Annotated in this window: 15 protein-coding genes; 10 read left to right on the top strand and 5 right to left on the bottom strand. The window is 67.9% G+C overall.

Annotation, left to right across the window (positions count from 1 at the left end; translation table 11 throughout):
• The first annotated feature begins 31 nt into the window (after nt 1-31).
• The 8 genes from AX669_RS12490 (at nt 32) to AX669_RS12525 (ending at nt 10,101) form a co-directional block, all read left to right on the top strand.
• Nucleotides 32-532, top strand: a complete 501-nt coding sequence (locus AX669_RS12490; RefSeq protein ID WP_006946575.1) for a cell division protein SepF — start codon at nt 32-34, stop codon at nt 530-532.
• A 101-nt stretch (nt 533-633) separates the two neighbouring features.
• On the top strand, nt 634-912 hold the full coding sequence (locus tag AX669_RS12495) for a YggT family protein (RefSeq protein ID WP_006946604.1): 279 nt from the start codon (nt 634-636) through the stop codon (nt 910-912).
• Between the two features lie 93 nt (nt 913-1,005).
• A complete protein-coding gene (locus AX669_RS12500; RefSeq protein ID WP_062258737.1) occupies nt 1,006-2,133 on the top strand; it encodes a DivIVA domain-containing protein in 1,128 nt (375 codons plus the stop codon).
• A gap of 213 nt (nt 2,134-2,346) precedes the next feature.
• Complete coding sequence (locus AX669_RS12505; RefSeq protein WP_038567752.1) at nt 2,347-2,763, top strand: TraR/DksA family transcriptional regulator; 417 nt, start codon at nt 2,347-2,349, stop codon at nt 2,761-2,763.
• The gene (lspA, locus tag AX669_RS12510; RefSeq protein ID WP_082740965.1) at nt 2,736-3,338 is read left to right on the top strand and encodes a signal peptidase II; all 603 of its coding nucleotides are present in this window, start codon (nt 2,736-2,738) and stop codon (nt 3,336-3,338) included. The genes AX669_RS12505 and lspA overlap by 28 nt, the downstream gene beginning before the upstream one ends.
• Nucleotides 3,335-4,264 (top strand): RluA family pseudouridine synthase, encoded by a 930-nt coding sequence (locus tag AX669_RS12515; RefSeq protein WP_006946614.1) that lies wholly within the window; start codon nt 3,335-3,337, stop codon nt 4,262-4,264. Before lspA ends, AX669_RS12515 begins: the two co-directional genes overlap by 4 nt.
• Before the next feature lie 102 nt (nt 4,265-4,366).
• Nucleotides 4,367-7,915, top strand: a complete 3,549-nt coding sequence (dnaE, locus tag AX669_RS12520; protein WP_062258739.1) for a DNA polymerase III subunit alpha — start codon at nt 4,367-4,369, stop codon at nt 7,913-7,915.
• A gap of 29 nt (nt 7,916-7,944) precedes the next feature.
• The gene (locus AX669_RS12525) at nt 7,945-10,101 is read left to right on the top strand and encodes a S9 family peptidase (protein ID WP_062258742.1); all 2,157 of its coding nucleotides are present in this window, start codon (nt 7,945-7,947) and stop codon (nt 10,099-10,101) included.
• 165 nt (nt 10,102-10,266) lie between these two features.
• Here AX669_RS12525 and AX669_RS12530 read toward each other — a convergent pair whose 3' ends face one another.
• Together AX669_RS12530 and glnA are read right to left on the bottom strand one after the other, a co-directional pair.
• Nucleotides 10,267-10,734: an SRPBCC family protein gene (locus AX669_RS12530; protein WP_062258770.1), complete on the bottom strand. Its 468-nt coding sequence runs from the start codon at nt 10,732-10,734 to the stop codon at nt 10,267-10,269.
• A 250-nt stretch (nt 10,735-10,984) separates the two neighbouring features.
• Complete coding sequence (gene glnA, locus AX669_RS12535; RefSeq protein ID WP_006946569.1) at nt 10,985-12,409, bottom strand: type I glutamate--ammonia ligase; 1,425 nt, start codon at nt 12,407-12,409, stop codon at nt 10,985-10,987.
• 246 nt (nt 12,410-12,655) lie between these two features.
• Between glnA and AX669_RS12540 the strand changes: the two genes are divergently transcribed.
• Complete coding sequence (locus AX669_RS12540) at nt 12,656-13,081, top strand: RDD family protein (protein WP_062258745.1); 426 nt, start codon at nt 12,656-12,658, stop codon at nt 13,079-13,081.
• A gap of 220 nt (nt 13,082-13,301) precedes the next feature.
• Here AX669_RS12540 and AX669_RS12545 read toward each other — a convergent pair whose 3' ends face one another.
• The 3 genes from AX669_RS12545 to lipB all read right to left on the bottom strand — a co-directional run bounded on the left by AX669_RS12545 (nt 13,302) and on the right by lipB (nt 15,898).
• Nucleotides 13,302-14,111 (bottom strand): DUF4191 domain-containing protein, encoded by an 810-nt coding sequence (locus tag AX669_RS12545; protein ID WP_006946616.1) that lies wholly within the window; start codon nt 14,109-14,111, stop codon nt 13,302-13,304.
• Between the two features lie 4 nt (nt 14,112-14,115).
• Entirely contained in the window at nt 14,116-15,141 is a 1,026-nt protein-coding gene (gene lipA, locus AX669_RS12550; protein ID WP_006946581.1) for a lipoyl synthase, read from the bottom strand.
• A gap of 115 nt (nt 15,142-15,256) precedes the next feature.
• Nucleotides 15,257-15,898 (bottom strand): lipoyl(octanoyl) transferase LipB, encoded by a 642-nt coding sequence (lipB, locus tag AX669_RS12555; RefSeq protein ID WP_006946636.1) that lies wholly within the window; start codon nt 15,896-15,898, stop codon nt 15,257-15,259.
• Between the two features lie 143 nt (nt 15,899-16,041).
• On the opposite strand from lipB, the gene AX669_RS12560 reads away from it, so the two are divergent.
• Nucleotides 16,042-17,727, top strand: coding sequence for a serine/threonine-protein kinase (locus AX669_RS12560; RefSeq protein WP_062258747.1), 1,686 nt, complete (start codon nt 16,042-16,044; stop codon nt 17,725-17,727).
• The last annotated feature ends 61 nt before the right edge of the window (nt 17,728-17,788 follow it).

The following is a 17,788-nucleotide window of genomic DNA, read 5'->3' on the forward strand; positions in this document are numbered from 1 at the left end:
GAGGGGCCAGGCGGACACAGGAGCAGGAAGAATGAGCGCACTGCGCAAGACGATGGAATACCTCGGACTGTCCGACGTGGACACGCACGCGCCTCGCGCGAGCGAGCAGTACGTCGAGGAGTACGAGGTCGCCTACGACGACGAGCGTCACGACGACTATGACGCGTACGAACGTCGCGCCCCTGCCGAGGTCACGCCGCTGCGCCCCGAGGTGACCCACCACGACTTTTCCGACACGGAGGCCTCGACCATGAGTCGCATCACGACCATCCACCCTCGGACGTACAACGAGGCCAAGGAGATCGGTGAGGCCTTTCGCGACAACGTCCCCGTCATCATGAACCTGTCCGACATGGACGACACGGACGCCAAGCGTCTCGTCGACTTCGCCGCCGGTCTCGTCTTCGGTCTGCACGGCTCTATCGAGCGCGTGACGAGCAAGGTCTTCCTCCTCTCGCCCGAGAACGTCGAGGTCTCCACGAGCGGGCCCGAGGTCGCCAAGGCGACGCGCGGGCTGTTCAACCAGAGCTGAATCGTCGCCTCGCGCTCGGGCCGCGGCCGCCGTTGTCCCCTGGATGACGGCGGCCGCGCCCATGCGTGGGAGGATGGCGTCATGGTGATGAAGGAGACTCGATGAACGGCGTCAGAACGGCGCTCGCGACCGTGCTCGACGTGTTCTTCGTCGTGCTCATCGCGCGCCTCGTCTTCGACTGGATCCAGGTGTTCGCGCGGCAGTGGACGCCGCGTGGCGTCGTGCTCGTCGTCGCGGAGGCGGTCTACACCGTCACCGACCCGCCGATCAAGGCGGTGCGCCGCGTCGTTCCGCCCCTGCGCCTCGGCGGCGTCGGCATCGACCTGGCGTTCCTGATCGTGGCGCTGGCTGTGCAAGTCGCGGCTAATCTCCTAAGGTGAAGTCGGGAAATTTTTGAGCGTGCCCGCATCGGCGTGCACGAAACGGATTTGCCGAGGCCCCGCCTCGGCTTCGAGCGTTACTGAGGTGAATACATGGCGCTGACGCCGGAAGACGTCGTCAAGAAGGAGTTCTCGAAGCCGAAGGGGTTCGGGCGCAACGGGTATGACGAGATCCAGGTCGACGACTTCCTCGACGAGATCGTCGTCGAGCTGCGCCGGCTGAACGCCGAGAACGACTCGCTGAGCGACAAGCTCGACGACTGCCGCCGCAGCCACGGCGGAGACGGCGACGCGACGATGGCGGGCCAGTCGAAGACGACGGCCGTCCCGGCCCTCACGCCGGTGAACAACGCTGCGGCTCCAGCCGCGGGTGGCTCGAGCGACGAGGACAAGGCGGAGATCGCGCGCCTCAAGAAGGAACTGGAAACGTCGCGCACCGAACTCGACAAGGCGCGTGCCCCCAAGGCGAACGAGGCTGCCGACGCAGGTCAGGACGCGGCGAGCGCCGACCCCACGAGCGCCCGTCGCGACCTCCAGAGCGCCCGCGAGGAGGCCAAGAACGCGCAGGCGAAGCTGGCCGAGGCCGACGCGCGCATCACGCAGCTGGAGAACGAGCTGAAGCAGGCCCGCGAGGCCGCCTCGGCGACGTCGACGCAGCCGGCCACGAACGAGACCAACGCCGGCACCGACGCGGCGGGCGTCATCGCCCTCGCACAGCGTCTGCACGACCAGCACGTGCGTGACGGCGAGACCGAGCGTGATCGTCTCATCGGCGAAGCCACCGCGCACCGCGACAAGGTGGTCACGGAGGCGAACGCGAAGAGCGAGAAGTTGCTGTCGAGCGCCAAGCAGCGCCACGACGAACTGCTGACGACAGGCCAGTCGACCTACGACGACCTCGTCAAGCGCGGCCAGAGCGAGCACGACGACCTCGTCAAGAAGGCTCAGGCCAAGCACGACGAACTCGTCTCGAGCGGGCAGAGCCAGCACGACAAGCTCGTGCGCACGGGTACCGAGAAGTCGGCCGCGCTCGTGACCGAGGCCGAGCAGCGTCGCACGAGCATCCTGTCCGACCTCGAGACGCGACGCACGGCGCTGCAAGCCGAGATCGAGCGGCTCAAGGGCTTCGAGACCGACTACCGCTCGAACCTCAAGGGTTACCTGAGCGAGCAGCTGCGCAAGCTCGACGAGAAGCAGCAGACGCCCGACACCAAAGCGTGATGACCGCGGCCTGATGGCCGTCACCAAGCGGGCTCGTGCACGATCTGTCGTCCACGAGCCCGCTTCGTGCGTCCCTTTGCTGGTCCTACTAGCAGGTACGGAAAACTTCATCTGTTGTTCGCCTCGACCCGCCTGATGTGGCCTATCCTCTGCGTAATATCCGCATCATCGTGCGCGCCGAGCGGGCGCCGCTGGGAGACTGGAGTGACCACCATGGCGACACAGAAGACCGCCGCGAGCGACCTGGCCGTCGGCGGCGCCGAGGAGCCGTGGGGCGACGCCGAACTCGCCGAGGTGCGGGCCGAGCTCGAGGCCGACGTGGCCCGCGTGCGCGCCGAGCTCGACGAACTCGCCACGGACTTCGAGGGGCTGCTGCGCAACCCGGGCGACGGGGCGGGCGACGACCAGGCCGACGTCGGCAACGCGAACTTCGAGCGCGAGCACGAGATCTCGTTGGCCCGCAAGTCCGCGGAGGTGCTGCGTCAGAGCGAACGCGCCCTCGAGCGGATGGACGACGGTACGTACGGCGTATGCGAATCGTGCGGCGGCCCGATCGGCAAACTTCGACTCCAGGCCTTCCCTCGTGCGACCCTATGCATGACATGCAAGAAGAAGCAGGAGCGCCGCTGAACTCGGGCGCCACACCCACCGTCCCCCCGTCCCGCGTCTCGGGGCGCCCTCTCGCGCTCGTCGCCGTGGCGGCGCTCGGCGTCATCGCGGCCGACCAGGCCAGCAAGCAATGGGCGCAGGACGCCCTGAGTGACGGCCGCCCGCGTGATCTGCTCGGCTCGTTCCTGCGGCTGCGGTTGACGTACAACCCCGGCGCCGCGTTCAGCCTCGGCACGAATTCGACGCTCTTCATCACCGCGATCGCGGTGGTCGTGGTCGTCGTGCTCGCCGTGACCGCGCGCAAGCTGCGTAGCCTCCCGTGGGCCCTCGCCTTCGGGCTGATCATCGGAGGAGCCGTTGGCAATCTGATCGACAGGTTCTTTCGTGAGCCGGGTGGGGGGCGTGGCCACGTCGTGGACTTTTTCGAGCTGCCGCACTGGCCGATCTTCAACCTGGCCGATTCGGCGATCTGCGTCGCCGCGGCCCTCGTCGTGTTGCTGACCTTCCGCGGCATCGGTCTCGACGGAACGCGCGAGGGCGCCCACGACGGCGCAGATGATGGCGCGTCGCCCACCACCGAGGAGGCTCAGCGATGAGCGAGGTCAAGTCGTTGTTCGTCCCCGAAGGGCTCGAGGGGGAGCGCGTCGACGCGGCCATCGCCCGCCTGCTGGGTTTCTCCCGCACCCGCGCCGCCGAACTCGCGGCCGAGGGCGCCGTCAGCGTCGACGGCAAGCGGGTCGCGAAGTCCGAGCGCGTGAGCGCCGGCGCGTGGCTCGAGGTCGCGATGCCGGAGCGTACCGGGCCGCGTGAGGCGACGCCCCGCGTCGAACCCGTGCCCGGCATGAACATCGTGCACGACGACACCGAGATCGTCGTCGTCGACAAGCCGGCCGGCGTCGCCGCGCACCCGAGCGTCGGCTGGGACGGCCCGGATGTCGTCGGTGGCCTCGCCGCTGCGGGGTACCGCATCTCCACCTCGGGCGCACCGGAGCGTCAGGGCATCGTGCAGCGCCTCGACGTCGGCACGAGCGGTCTCATGGTCGTCGCCAAGAGCGAGCGTGCGTACACCCTGCTCAAGCAGGCATTCCGTGACCGCACGGTCGACAAGACGTACCACGCGCTCGTGCAGGGCCTGCCCGACCCGATCGAGGGCACGATCGACGCGCCGATCGGGCGCCATCCCAACCACGACTACAAGTTCGCCGTCATGGATTCCGGCCGCGCGTCGGTGACGCACTACGAACTGCTCGAGGCGTTCCGGTCGGCGTCGCTGCTCGAGATCCATCTCGAGACGGGGCGCACCCACCAGATCCGTGTCCACGTCTCAGCGATGCATCATCCGTGCGTCGGCGACCCGCTGTACGGCTCCGACCCGACGCTCGCGAAGAAGCTCGGGCTGGAGCGTCAGTGGCTGCACGCCGTCGAGCTCGGATTCGACCACCCCGGTAGCGGCGAACGTGTGACGTTCACCTCGCCGTACCCGGCCGACCTGCAGCGCGCGCTCGATCGCATCAGCGCCTGACGCGGAATTCCGCGACGTTCCGCCCGGCTCCCGGCTCGCCCCGGGAGCCGGGCGTCGCGCATCCGGCGGGGTTGTCGGTGGCCGGTCGTAGACTTCAGGGCGATGTCCAGTCAGTCGAAGAGCTTCGTCCATCTGCACAACCACACCGAGTACTCGATGCTCGACGGTGCAGCCCGTATCGATGACATGTTCGCGCGTGCGCAGGAGTTCGGCATGCCCGCGATCGCGACCACCGACCACGGGTACCTGTTCGGTGCCTACGAGTTCTGGTCGAAGTCGCGCAAGTATGACGTGAAGCCGATCATCGGCCTCGAGGCGTACATGACGCCGGGCACGCACCGCACCGACAAGACGCGCACGACGTGGGGCGAGCGCGGCCAGGAGGCCGACGACGTCTCCAACCGGGGTCTCTACACGCACATGACGCTGCTCGCGAAGAACAACGAGGGCATGCACAACCTCTTCCGCATGGGCTCGCAGGCCTCGCTCGACCAGGTGTACTCGAAGTATCCGCGACTCGACCGAGAGCTGCTCAACACGTACGGCACGGGCATCATCGGCACGACGGGGTGCCCATCGGGGGAGATCCAGACGCGCCTTCGTCTGGGGCAGTACGACAAGGCGCGCGAGGCCGCGGCGGAGTTCCGCGACATCTTCGGTGACGGCAACTTCTACTGCGAGCTGATGGAGCACGACCTCGACGTCGACATCGAGCGGCGCGTGCGCAGTGACCTGCTCAAGCTGGCGAAGGACCTCAACCTGCCGCTGCTCGCGACGAACGACCTGCATTACACGAACAAGGAGGACGCGGTCCACCACGATGCGCTGCTGTGCATCAACTCGGGTTCGCGCCTGACCGACCCCAACCGCTTCAAGTTCGGCAGCCACGAGTTCTACCTCAAGTCGGCCGACGAGATGCGCCACCTCTTCCGCGACCACCCGGACGCGTGCGACAACACCCTGCTCATCGCCGAGCAGTGCGAGGTGTCCTTCACCGAGGGCGAAGGGCGCTACATGCCGCGCTTCCCCTGCCCCGAGGGTGAGGACGAGACGTCCTGGTTCATCAAGGAGGTCGAGACGGGGCTGCGCCGTCGCTTCCCCGAGGGTGTGCCGGACTACGCCGTGAAGCAGGCGAAGTACGAGCAGGACGTCATCATCGGCAAGGGCTACCCGGGCTACTTCCTCGTCGTCGCCGACTTCATCAACTGGGCGAAGCGCAACGGCATCCGCGTCGGGCCGGGGCGTGGTTCGGGTGCCGGTTCGATGTGCGCGTACGCGATGGGCATCACCGACCTCGACCCCGTCCCGCATGGTCTGATCTTCGAGCGCTTCCTCAACCCCGAACGTCAGTCGATGCCCGACTTCGACGTCGACTTCGACGAGCGTCGGCGCTCGGAAGTCATCCGGTACGTCGTCGACAAGTACGGCGAGGATCGCGTGTCGTACATCGTCACGTACGGCACGATCAAGGCGAAGCAGGCCGTCAAGGACGCCTCGCGCGTCATGGACTTCCCGTTCGCCATCGGCGAGCAGATGACGAAGGCGATGCCGGCCGACGTCATGGGCAAGGGCGTGCCGCTGGCGAAGATGTACGACGAGAGCCACCCGCGCTACGCCGAGGGCGGCGAGTTCCGTGAGCTCATCGCCTCCGACCCGACGTTCAAGAACATCTTCGACGCGGGCGTCGGCCTCGAGGGGCTGAAACGTCAGTGGGGCGTCCACGCGGCGGGCGTCATCATGTCGAGCGAACCGCTCATCGACGTCATCCCGATCATGCGTCGCCTGCAGGACGGCGCCGTCATCACGCAGTTCGACTACCCGAGCTGCGAGACGCTCGGCCTCGTCAAGATGGACTTCCTCGGCCTGCGCAACCTGACGATCCTCGACGACGCGCTCAAGAACATCAAGGCCAACCGTGACGAGGACATCGACCTCGACGCGCTGAGCAAGGACATGACGGACGCTAAGACGTACGACCTGCTCGCGCGAGGTGACACGCTCGGCGTGTTCCAGCTCGACGGCGGCGGCATGCGCCAGCTACTGCGTCTCATGCAGCCCGACAACTTCGAGGACATCTCCGCCGCTCTCGCGCTGTACCGTCCCGGCCCGATGGGCGCCAACGCGCACACCAACTTCGCGCTGCGCAAGAACGGCAAGCAGCAGATCGACTACATCCACCCCGAGCTGACCGAGGCGCTCGAGCCGATCCTCAACATGACGTACGGCCTGATCATCTATCAGGAGCAGGTCATGGAGATCGCGCAGAAGCTCGCCGGGTACACCCTCGGCAACGCCGACCTGCTGCGGCGCGCGATGGGCAAGAAGAAGAAGGAGGTGCTCGACGCCGAGTACGTCAACTTCGAGAAGGGCATGCTCGACAACGGCTTCTCGAAGGAGTCGGTGCAGACGCTGTGGAGCATCCTGTTGCCGTTCTCCGACTACGCGTTCAACAAGGCGCACACCGCGGCGTACGGGCTCGTGTCGTACTGGACGGGCTATCTCAAGGCGAACTACCCGGCCGAGTACATGGCGGCGCTGCTCACCTCGGTGCGTGACGACAAGGACAAGTCGGCGCTGTACCTCAACGAGTGCCGCCACATGGGCATCAAGGTGCTGCCGCCCGACGTCAACGAGTCGATCGGCAACTTCGCGGCCGTCGGCGAGGACATCCGTTTCGGGCTCGAGGCGATCCGCAACGTCGGTTCCAACGTCGTCGCGGCGATCATCGCGGCACGTGAGGAGAAGGGCCGCTTCACCTCGTTCGAGGACTTCCTGCGCAAGTGCCCCGCGACGGTGCTCAACAAGCGCACGGTCGAGTCACTCGTCAAGGCGGGCGCGTTCGACGACCTCGGCCATCAGCGTCAGGGGCTCGTGCAGATCCATGAGTCGTACGTCGATGCGCTCATCGACGAGAAGCGCAAGGAGGAGCACGGGCAGGATTCGCTGTTCGCCGGTTTCGGTGACGACGCGCCGGGCATCGAGTTCGCCGCGCTACCGCAGATTCCGCCGATCGAGTGGGACAAGCAGACGAAGCTCGCGTTCGAGCGCGAGATGCTCGGCCTGTACGTCTCCGACCACCCGCTGTTCGGCATCGAGGCCGCGCTCGCGCAGTTCTCCGACACGTCGGTCGCGCGCCTGCTCGCCGAGGACGCGCTGCCCGACGGCGCGACGGTGACGATCGCCGGGCTCATCACGGGCCTGCAGATCAAGCGCACGAAGAAGGGCGATCTGTGGGCCATCGCGACCGTCGAGGACATGGACGGCGCGATCGAGTGCCTGTTCTTCCCCTCGACGTACGCGACGGTTTCGACGATGCTGAGCCAGGACGTCGTGTGCGCCGTCAAGGGGCGCGTCAACCGTCGTGACGAGTCTGTCGCGCTCAACGCGATGGAGCTGACGCTGCCCGAGCTGACGGACGGCCCACGCGGCCCGGTGCTGCTGCACCTGCCGTACGCGCGGGCGACGCAGGGGTTGGCCGAGCGGCTCAGGGAGGTGCTGGGGGAGCACCCCGGCATCACCGAGGTGCACCTCAAGCTCTCGCGGCCGGGGCGCACCCTCACCGTCAAGCTCGACGACAGCCTGCGCGTCAACGCGACGCCCGCGCTGTTCGGTGACCTCAAGGCCCTCCTGGGCCCCTCGTGCCTCGGCTGACGCACGACGACCGTTCGGAAGGAACACCCATGACCGACACCACTGCGACTCAGCCGAATCAGCCGATGCCGCCGATCGCTCGTCGCGTGCCGACGCAGCGCACCCACCACGGGGACGTCTTCGTCGACGACTACGAGTGGCTGCGCGACAAGAGCAACCCCGACGTCATCGCTCATTTGAACGCGGAGAACGCCTACACCGACGCCGTGCTCGCGGCGCAGGAGCCGCTGCGCGAGCGTCTCTTCGACGAGATCAAGTCGCGCACGAAGGAGACCGATCTGTCGATCCCGGTGCGCGACAAGGACTGGTGGTACTACACGCGCACCCTCGAGGGAAAGCAGTACGGCATCAGCTGCCGCGCACCGTACCGTGACGGTGAGGCCCGTCCGACGCCGCGGCCGGGGGAGGCGCTCGCGGGGGAGCAGGTGCTGCTCGACGGCAACGTCGAGGCCGAGGGCAAGGAGTTCTACTCGGTCGGCGCACTCGCGCTGACGCCCGACCAGAACCGGCTCGCCGCGCTCATGGACTTCGCGGGTGACGAGCGCTACGCCGTCACGGTGCGCGACATCGCCACGGGCGAGACGATCGAGGAGAGCGTCACCGACGTCGGGTACGGCCTCGTGTGGTCGGCTGCGGGGGATGCGTACTTCTACACGCGCGTCGACGAGTCGTGGCGCCCGCACCAGGTGTGGCGTCACGTCGTCGGCACCGACCCGAGCGAGGACGTGCTGCTCTACCAGGAGGACGACGCGGCCTTCTGGCTCGGCATCGGCGGCACGCATGACGATCGGTGGCTCATCCTGTCGATGGGGTCGAAGAACACCTCCGAGTTCCACCTCATGGATCTGCACGACGAGGCCGCCGGCTGGCGCGTCGTGCAGCCGCGCACCGAGGGGCTCGACTACGACATCGAGATCGACGGGGACCGGCTCTACATCGTGCACAACCGTGACCGCGTCGACTTCGACGTGGCCGTGGCGCCGCTCGCCGACCCCGGCGTCGACAACTGGCAGCCGTTGCTCGTGGGCGCCGAGGGCGAGCGCATCCTCGGGGTCTCCGCCTACCGCGACTTCATGCTCGTCGGGCTGCGCGCCGGCGGCCTGCCGACCGTGCGGCTCCTGCCCAAGGAGGGCGACGGTTTCGGGGCGGCGCGCGAGCTGCCGTTCGCGGGGGAGCTCACCGTCGTCGGTGTCGGGGCGAACCCGACGTACGAGGCGACGACGCTCATGGTCGCAACAGAGTCGTTCATCGAGCCGCGCGCCATCTACGACTGGGACACGACGACGGACGAGGTGACGCTGCTCAAGCGTCGCGAGGTGCTGGGCGGCCACGACCCGGCCGACTACCAGCAGCACCGTCTGTGGGTGACGGCTCCCGACGGCGCCCAGGTGCCGGTCTCGCTCGTGGCGCACCGCGACGTCACGCCCGACGGGACGAACCCCGTGCTGCTGTACGGGTACGGCTCGTACGAGTCGTCGATCGACCCGTATTTCTCCGTCCTGCGGCTCAGCCTGCTGCAGCGCGGCGTCGTGTTCGCCATCGCGCACGTGCGCGGTGGCGGTGAGATGGGCCGATCCTGGTATCTCGACGGGCGGCTCGAGCACAAGAAGAACACATTCACCGACTTCGTCGCGGCGGGGCGTCACCTCGTCGAGACGGGGTGGGCGGCCCCCGATCGCCTTGCGGCCGAGGGTGGTTCGGCCGGCGGCCTCCTCATCGGCGCGGCGCTCAACGAGGCGCCTGAGCTGTTCTGCGCCGTGCACGCGCAGGTGCCGTTCGTCGACGCTCTGACGACGACGCTCGACCCGTCCCTGCCGCTGACGCAGGGGGAGTGGGAGGAATGGGGCAACCCGCTCGCCGACCCGGACGTGTACGCGTACATGAAGAGTTACACGCCGTACGAGAACGTCCGCGACGTCGACTACCCGTCGGTGCTCGCGACGACGAGCCTCAACGACACGCGCGTGTTCTACGTCGAACCCGCGAAGTGGGTGCAGATGCTGCGCCGCACCGTCACGAGTGACCAGAACGAGCGACCGATTCTGCTCAAGACCGAGATGGTCGCGGGCCACGGCGGCGTCAGCGGGCGGTACGAGGCGTGGAAGGAAGCGGCGTTCGAGACCGCGTGGATTCTCGACCGTCTCGACGCGTCCGAGATCGTGCACCCGGCGTCCGCCAACGTCTGACTCACGCCCTGAGAAACCGGCACCCTGGGGAAGTGAACCCCGTTCTTGCGCCCAAGTGCACCCGGGTGCACTTGGGCGCAAGAACGGGGGCTGCATCTCTTGGGCACGACGCGAGTGGCGCCGGCTCAGGTCGAGGACGGGCCCGCTGCGCCAAGCCGTCGGCTATCACTCCTGAGCTGAGCGCGCCTCGACGGCTGCGCGGATGCGCTGCAGCGTCGTGTTCATGCCGGCGACGAGGTTGGCCTCGAAGTGGTCCTCACCGCCGAGCACCTTGTCGACGAGCAGCGCCGACACCTTCGACGTACCGCTCGGCGGCACGTCACGTCGCTGCGTCAGCACGGTGCCGCCGTCCTGCGGCGTGAGCGTGAAGCTCCACGTCGTGCCGTTGTCGAGCACCCGGAAAGCGACGCGCTGCAGGTCGTGAAAATCAGTCACCTTGGCACGCGTCGGCCACCACAGATTGCCGTCACGATTGACGTTGAGCATGAACGTGCCACGGCGGATCGGGCCCCGCGCAATCACCTTGCGACACTGCGGTGACCACTGCGGCATCCGCCGCAGGTCACTGACGAGCGGCCACACCTGCTCCGGGGGAGCAGCGATGAAGATCTCAGATTCGAGGTTGTCAGCCATGACGCCCACCGTAGCTGGCCGTTGGTCATCCTCCTCGGCTACGGCGGGGCTGGCGTTGAAGATCGGTTCAGATGACCATTTTTTCTCCGGCATCTGAACCCGCTCGGCCACGACAGAGGGCCCGGGGGGGCAGCTCGCTCACGCTCGCTGCCCGCCTCGGGCCCTCAACCTTCGCCTCCAGATGCAGAGGTGGTTCAGATGACCATTTTTTCTCCGACATCTGAACCCGCTCGGCCTTTGCCTCCCAGGCTCAGATGTCGTAGTACATCTCGAACTCGTGCGGGTGCGGACGGAAACGAATCGGGTCGATCTCGTTCAGACGCTTGTACTCGATCCACGTCTCGATGAGGTCCTCCGTGAACACGTCACCCTCGAGCAGATACTCGTGGTCGGCCTCGAGCGCGTCGAGCACGTCACCGAGCGAACCCGGAACCTGCTGAATGGCCTCGTGCTCCTCGGGCGGCAGCTCGTACAGGTCCTTGTCGACCGGCTCCGGCGGCTCGATGCGGTTCTTGATGCCGTCGAGGCCCGCCATCAGCTGCGCCGCGAAGCACAGGTACGGGTTCGCCGACGGGTCCGGGACACGGAACTCGACACGCTTCGCCTTCGGCGATGTGCCCGTTATCGGGATACGCACGCACGCGGAACGGTTGCGCGCGGAGTACACGAGGTTCACCGGCGCCTCGTAACCCGGTACGAGACGGTGGTAGGAGTTGACCGTCGGGTTCGTGAACGCGAGCAGCGACGGCGCGTGCTTGAGCAGACCACCGATGTACCAGCGAGCGATGTCCGACAGGCCACCGTAACCACGCTCGTCGTAGAACAGCGGCTCGCCGTCCTTCCACAACGACTGGTGCGTGTGCATACCCGAACCGTTGTCGCCGAACAACGGCTTCGGCATGAACGTCGCCGAGCGTCCGTTCTGGAACGCGACGTTCTTGATGACGTACTTGAACTTCATGACGTCATCACCCGACTGCAGCAGGGTGTTGAACTTGTAGTTGATCTCCATCTGACCGGCCGTGCCGACCTCGTGGTGGCTGCGCTCGACCTCGAGGCCGACCTCGTGCAGCTTCAGCACCATCTCGTCGCGCAGGTCGGCGAAGTGGTCGACGGGCGGGACGGGGAAGTAACCTCCCTTGTACCGGGTCTTGTACCCCAGGTTGCCGCCCTCTTCGACGCGGCCCGTGTTCCAGGCCGCCTCGATCGAATCGATGTAGTAGTAGCCGGCGTTCTGCTTCGTCTCGAAACGCACGTCGTCGAAGACGTAGAACTCGGCCTCGGCGCCGAAGAACGCCGTGTCGGCGATCCCCGTCGACTTCAGGTACGCCTCGGCCTTCGCCGCGATGTTGCGCGGGTCGCGCGAGTACTGCTCGCCCGTGAACGGGTCGACGATCGAGAAGTTGATGATGAGCGTCTTGTACTCACGGAACGGGTCCAGGTAGGCCGTCTGCAGGTCCGGGATGAGCTTCATGTCGGACTCGTGGATGGCCTGGAAACCGCGAATGGACGAGCCGTCGAACATCTGGCCGGTCTCGATCGCCTCAGCGTCGAAGCTCTCGGCCGGGATGTTGAAGTGCTGCATGACGCCCGGCAGGTCGCAGAAGCGGATGTCGACGAATTTGACGTCCTCATCCTCGATGAACTTCACGACCTCTTCAGCGGTCTTGAACATGGATCCTCCTGACTGGGGTGTGCGATGCCGGTCGACACCACACCACGTGTTGCCCATGATGCTAGGACCCCCCGATTACCCGGGCATGGCCCTCATGTTTCGTCGGTGTTACGAAACATGTGAACAGTTCACGCCGGTCGGCGCACGGCGCGCGACCACCCCTCCAACCTATCCAGGCACCTCACCTCTAGTCTTGGAGGGCGCGCTACGACTCACAGTGCGAGACACCACCGAACGGAAACGAACGTGCCCCCAGCTGCCCCCCTCGCCGATGCCGACCCCGCCGAGAACCGCCCCGTCGAGGGCCCCGGTTCCTTCGCGCGGCTGGCCCCGCGCGCCGTCGCGCTGCTCATCGACTGGGCGCTCTGCTCCGTCATCGCCATGGGGTTGCTGGGCTACCGCTGGGGCGGGAGCGGCGCCGAGGGCTTCAAACCGCTCGCCGTCTTCGCCGTCGAGAACCTCCTGCTCGTCAGCACCCTCGGGATGACGCTCGGGCACCGCGTCATGGGGATGCAGGTGCAGCGCGTCAGCGACGGCGCCGCCCCCGGTCTACTCGCCGGCGCAGTCCGCACCGTGCTGCTCTGCCTCGCGATCCCCGCCGTCGTCACCGACTCGAGCGGACGCGGGCTGCACGACAAGCTTGCCGGCACCGTCATCGTCCGTACGCGCTGAACTCGATGCGACATTGACGCTCGCCGCGCGCACGCCCCAGGCAGCATGACCTTCATGGCACGACCCATGCGGGTTGCCCCGCCTCACGCCCCGTCACCCGGATGGGACGACATGCATCGCCGCGTCGCACCACGTGGGCGCGGGAACAAGCGACAAGCCCCAGAACACACGAGAGCCCGCCACCTCGAGGTGGCGGGCTCTCGTGTTCGTGCGTGGAGGCTCAGCGGCCACGCATCGCGGCGCGGTTGACGCGTGCCTTCGTGGGGTCGATACCGGCCGGAGCTGCGGGGCGGCCCGACCCAAGGGCGCGCAAGCGCTTGGTGATGCGAGCGGCCTCGTCGTCGGTGAGCACCTTGGGCATCTTCTGCATGTCCTTCTGCAGACGCTCGACGGGGACGGAGCCCTCGTCGGTGCCGACGCGCAGCGTGTGCACCGGAACCTCGGGGCCGAGCACCCGCGTCGTGCGCTTGTTCTCACTGGAGAGCAAACGCTCGGCCATGCCCTTGGGGCCTTCCGCGACGAGCACGACGCCCGGCTTGCCGACGGCGCGGTACACCATCGCGGCACCCGAGAGGTCGCGCACCTGGCGGTTGCGGCCCATGTCGACGCCGACGGGCTCCTGCTCGACGAACCAGCCCTTGCGCAGCGACGACATGACGGCGACGCTCGCGCCCGGCTGACCCGAGATCGACTTGTAGATCGCGGTGTTCGCGCGGCGGGCGAGCACGAGCAGTGCGGCGAGCACACCCAGCAGCACGCCGATGATGCCGAGGTAGATCGGGTGGCCGATACTGAAGCCGATGATGAGCAGCAGCACGAACACGAGCGCGAACGCACCGATCATCCACGCCAGCAGCGCGGGGTCGTTGGCGCGCGCCGTCTCGAACACCTGACGGAACTGAGCGGAGCGGCCCGGCTCCTTGGCCTCGCCTCTCGTGCTCGACGCACCGTCGGCCTTCGTGGCGCCGCCGCTCGAACCGCGGCGGAACCGCGACTTCTTGGGCTCGTTGGTGGGGGAGGTTGATGCCATGGGGTCAGGATACGCGGGTCTCGGCGCGGGCCACCAAAGACGCAGCTTCCTGACGCGCCGGCGACGACGCCGCCTCCGCGAGGTGCAGCAGGTTCTCCGGCAGCTCCTGGCCGCGCTTGGCCATGACCTGGGCGTACAGACGGCCGGCTCGGTAGGAGGAACGCACGAGCGGACCCGCCATGACGCCGGAGAAACCGATCTCCTCGGCACGCTCGGACCAGTGCACGAACTCCTCCGGCTTGACCCACCGGTCGATCGGGTGGTGCAGCTTCGAGGGGCGCAGGTACTGCGTGATCGTGATTATGTCGCAGCCCGCCTCGTGCAGGTCGACGAGCGCCTGGTCGATCTCGTGCTCCTCCTCACCCATGCCGAGGATGAGGTTCGACTTCGTCACGAGCTCCTGTTCGCGCGCCATCGTCAGCACCTTGAGCGACTTCTCGTACGTGAACGCCGGGCGGATGCGTCGGAAGATGCGCGGTACCGTCTCCAGGTTGTGGGCGAACACCTCGGGGCGGGCGTCAAAGACCTTGCCGACGAGCTCGGGGACGGCGCCGAAGTCGGGCGGCAGGATCTCGACACCCGTGTTCGGGTTGAGTTCGTGGATGAGGCGCACGGTGTCGGCGTACAGCTGCGCGGCACCGTCGGGCAGGTCGTCGCGCGCGACGCCGGTGACGGTGGCGTAGCGCAGGCCCATCTCACGGACGGACTCGGCGACGCGGCGCGGCTCGTCGAGGTCGAGGGCGGACGGCTTGCCGCTCGCGATGTCGCAGAAGTCGCAGCGTCGCGTGCAGGTGTCGCCGCCGATGAGGAACGTGGCCTCACGGTCCTCCCAGCACTCGAAGATGTTGGGACAGCCGGCCTCCTGGCACACGGTGTGCAGGCCGCCACCCTTGACGAGATTCTGCAGCGAGTTGTACTCCGGGCCCATCTTCGCCGTGGTGCGGATCCAACTCGGCTTTCGTTCGATGGGCGTTTCGGCGTTGCGCGCTTCCACGCGCAGCAGTCGACGGCCTTCGGGCGCGACGGTCACAGAAAAGCACTCCTCAGCTTGGCGATTGAGGGCGACACGGCGCGAAGATGCGCGCCAGCGCTCAGAACAACAGCGTACGCGGGTGAAAACTTCCCGGCGAGTACGCGGACGGCGCTCACGCCGCCTTCGACGGGGCGACGATCGCCGACAGGTGACGCTCCACGACAGGGAGCACCTCGGCGACGGTGACGTCACGACCGACCTCGCGGCTCAGTGTCGTCACCCCGGCATCGGCGATGCCGCAGGGCACGATCGTCTGCGTCCACGACAGGTCGCAGTCGCAATTGAGCGAGAAACCGTGCATCGTCGCGCGCTTCGAGACGCGCACGCCGATGGCGCCGATCTTGCGGTCGGGGCCCTTGTCGTCGGCGAGCACCCAGGTGCCGGAACGTCCCTCCACGCGGTCGGCGTCGACGCCGAACTCGGCGCACACGTCGATCATGAGCTGCTCGAGGCGACGCACGTGCGCGACGACGTCGATGGGGATGGGCAGCGCCATGATCGGGTAGCCCACGAGCTGACCTGGACCGTGCCACGTGATCTTGCCGCCGCGGTCGACGTCGACGACGGGCGTGCCGTCGAAGGGACGCTCGTGCGCCTCGGTGCGCTTGCCCGCCGTGTAGACGGGGGAGTGCTCGAGCAGTAGCACCGTGTCCTCGCCGCCCGCGACGACGTCGGCGTGGACCTGACGCTGCACCTCCCACGCCTGCTCGTAGTCGACGAAGTCAGGGGCGAAGCCGAGGTGCTGGATACGCATCCCCCGAGCCTACTCTCCGACACGCCGCGACGGCCGCCGGCCTGCCTGTGGATAACTCGACGCACGCTTCGGCCCGCCTGGGCGATGGTGGAACCAGTGACGCCGACCGCGGCGCCCCTCGCACGCCGAACCCAGGAGTCACCATGCCCGACGCCACCGCACCCACGATCGCCGGATACACCATCGAAGCGCGCATCGGGCAGGGCGGCAGCTCGTCGGTGTGGCGCGCCACCGGGCCGCAGGGCACCGTCGCGATCAAGGTCAGCACGGAACCCGCGATCACCGCGCGTTCGGAATGGCGGATGCTGCGGCGCCACGCGGGGCCCCACGTCGTCGAGGCCCTCGATCTCACGACGAGCGCCGAGGGCCACAGCGCGCTCGTGCTCGAGTACATGGCCGGCGGCAGCCTCGACGACGTCGTGCGAGGACGCGGCGGACTCACCGTCGGCGAGTGCGTGACGGCGCTCGCTCCGGTCGCGGCGACCATGGCGGGTTTCCACGACCGAGGATGCGTGCACGCCGACCTCACCCCGTCCAACATCCTCTTCGATCACCAGGGACGCCCTGCGATCGCAGACCTGGGGGCCACGCGTGTCGCGGCACGCGCCGACGGGGCCGACTGGGCCACCTACGGGTTCGTCGCACCCGAGATCGTCGACGGTGAACCGCCCAGCGCTGCGGCCGACGTGTACTCCTTCGGGGCGCTCGCCTGGTTCTGTCTCCTGGGGACGCCGCCGCCCGTCGCAGCGCTGCGGCCGCACCTCGTCGACGTCCTGCCCGACGCGCCGGACGCGCTCGTCGACCTCATCACGGCGTGCCTCGCACAGACGCCGTCGTCGCGCCCGCACGCCGCGGAGCTGGCGACCCGGCTGCGCGGTGTCGCCACCGCACGCCCGGTGCCCGTGCCGACCGCCGTGCCGATTGGCGAGGGGAGTGACACCCCTGCCGTTGGTGAGTCGATCACGCGACGACTGCGGGACGAGGCGCAGCGGCGGCAGTTCCTCGAGCCGGCCGACGCGGAGCGCCATGGGTCGTCACTCAGGGGCGGACGTCGTGGGCGACGGGGGCGTCGTGGCGCTGAAACCCGCGGCGAGGTCGGGGGAAGACGGACGTGGCGTCCAGGGGCCGTCGACGCTGGGCGACGTGCTGACGCGGCGGGCGCGCGCTGGAGAGCTGGTCGCTGGGTGCCCGCGGCGCTGCTGGGGGCGTGCGTCGTCACAGCAGCAGCGATGTGGCCCGTTCACGCAGGCGGAGACTCGGCGAATGACGCCGGATCTTCGACGAGCGCGGCCTACGCGCGCGCCAACCCTGGTGTGACACCGGCGAACTCGACGACGTCCTCGACGACGGTGACGCCCGCACCGCCGTCGAAGACGATGCTGAACGCGGTGTCGCCCTCGACCAACCCGGAGGCGGGGACGGCGGTGCCCGCGTCCGGTGCGAAGACGCCCACGATGACGGCTCCGACGCGTCAGGAGGTCGTCGCGCTGCTCGACTGCCGGGCCAAGGCCTGGTCGACGTTGGATCGAGAAGGCCTGGGCCGGTGCCTCGTGCCGGGCTCGGCTGCTCACACGCACGACCTGCAGGCCTTCACGCGGGCGAGCGCGCAGGGCGCGTCGTACGACGGCCTCGGCTACGCGATCGGCGCGCTGACGCCGACGTCATGCAGCGGTGGCCAGGTGTGCCTGACGAGCCGAATCACGACGTCGGGGTACGACGTCCGCACCAAGACCGCGAGCGAGCGTGTTGCTGCGCGTCACGATGACGTCCGGCTCGTCCTCAGCCACGACGGCACGGGCTGGCGCATCTCGTCCTGGTCAGCGAGCTGAGGCGCATCTCCGCCATGAACCGGACGAGAGCGCGCCACGCGCCCGATCAGCCTCCCGACGC

Source organism: Dermacoccus sp. CCH2-D9 (assembly GCF_001556795.1).
In the GTDB taxonomy this organism is placed as follows: Bacteria; Actinomycetota; Actinomycetes; order Actinomycetales; family Dermatophilaceae; genus Dermacoccus; species Dermacoccus nishinomiyaensis.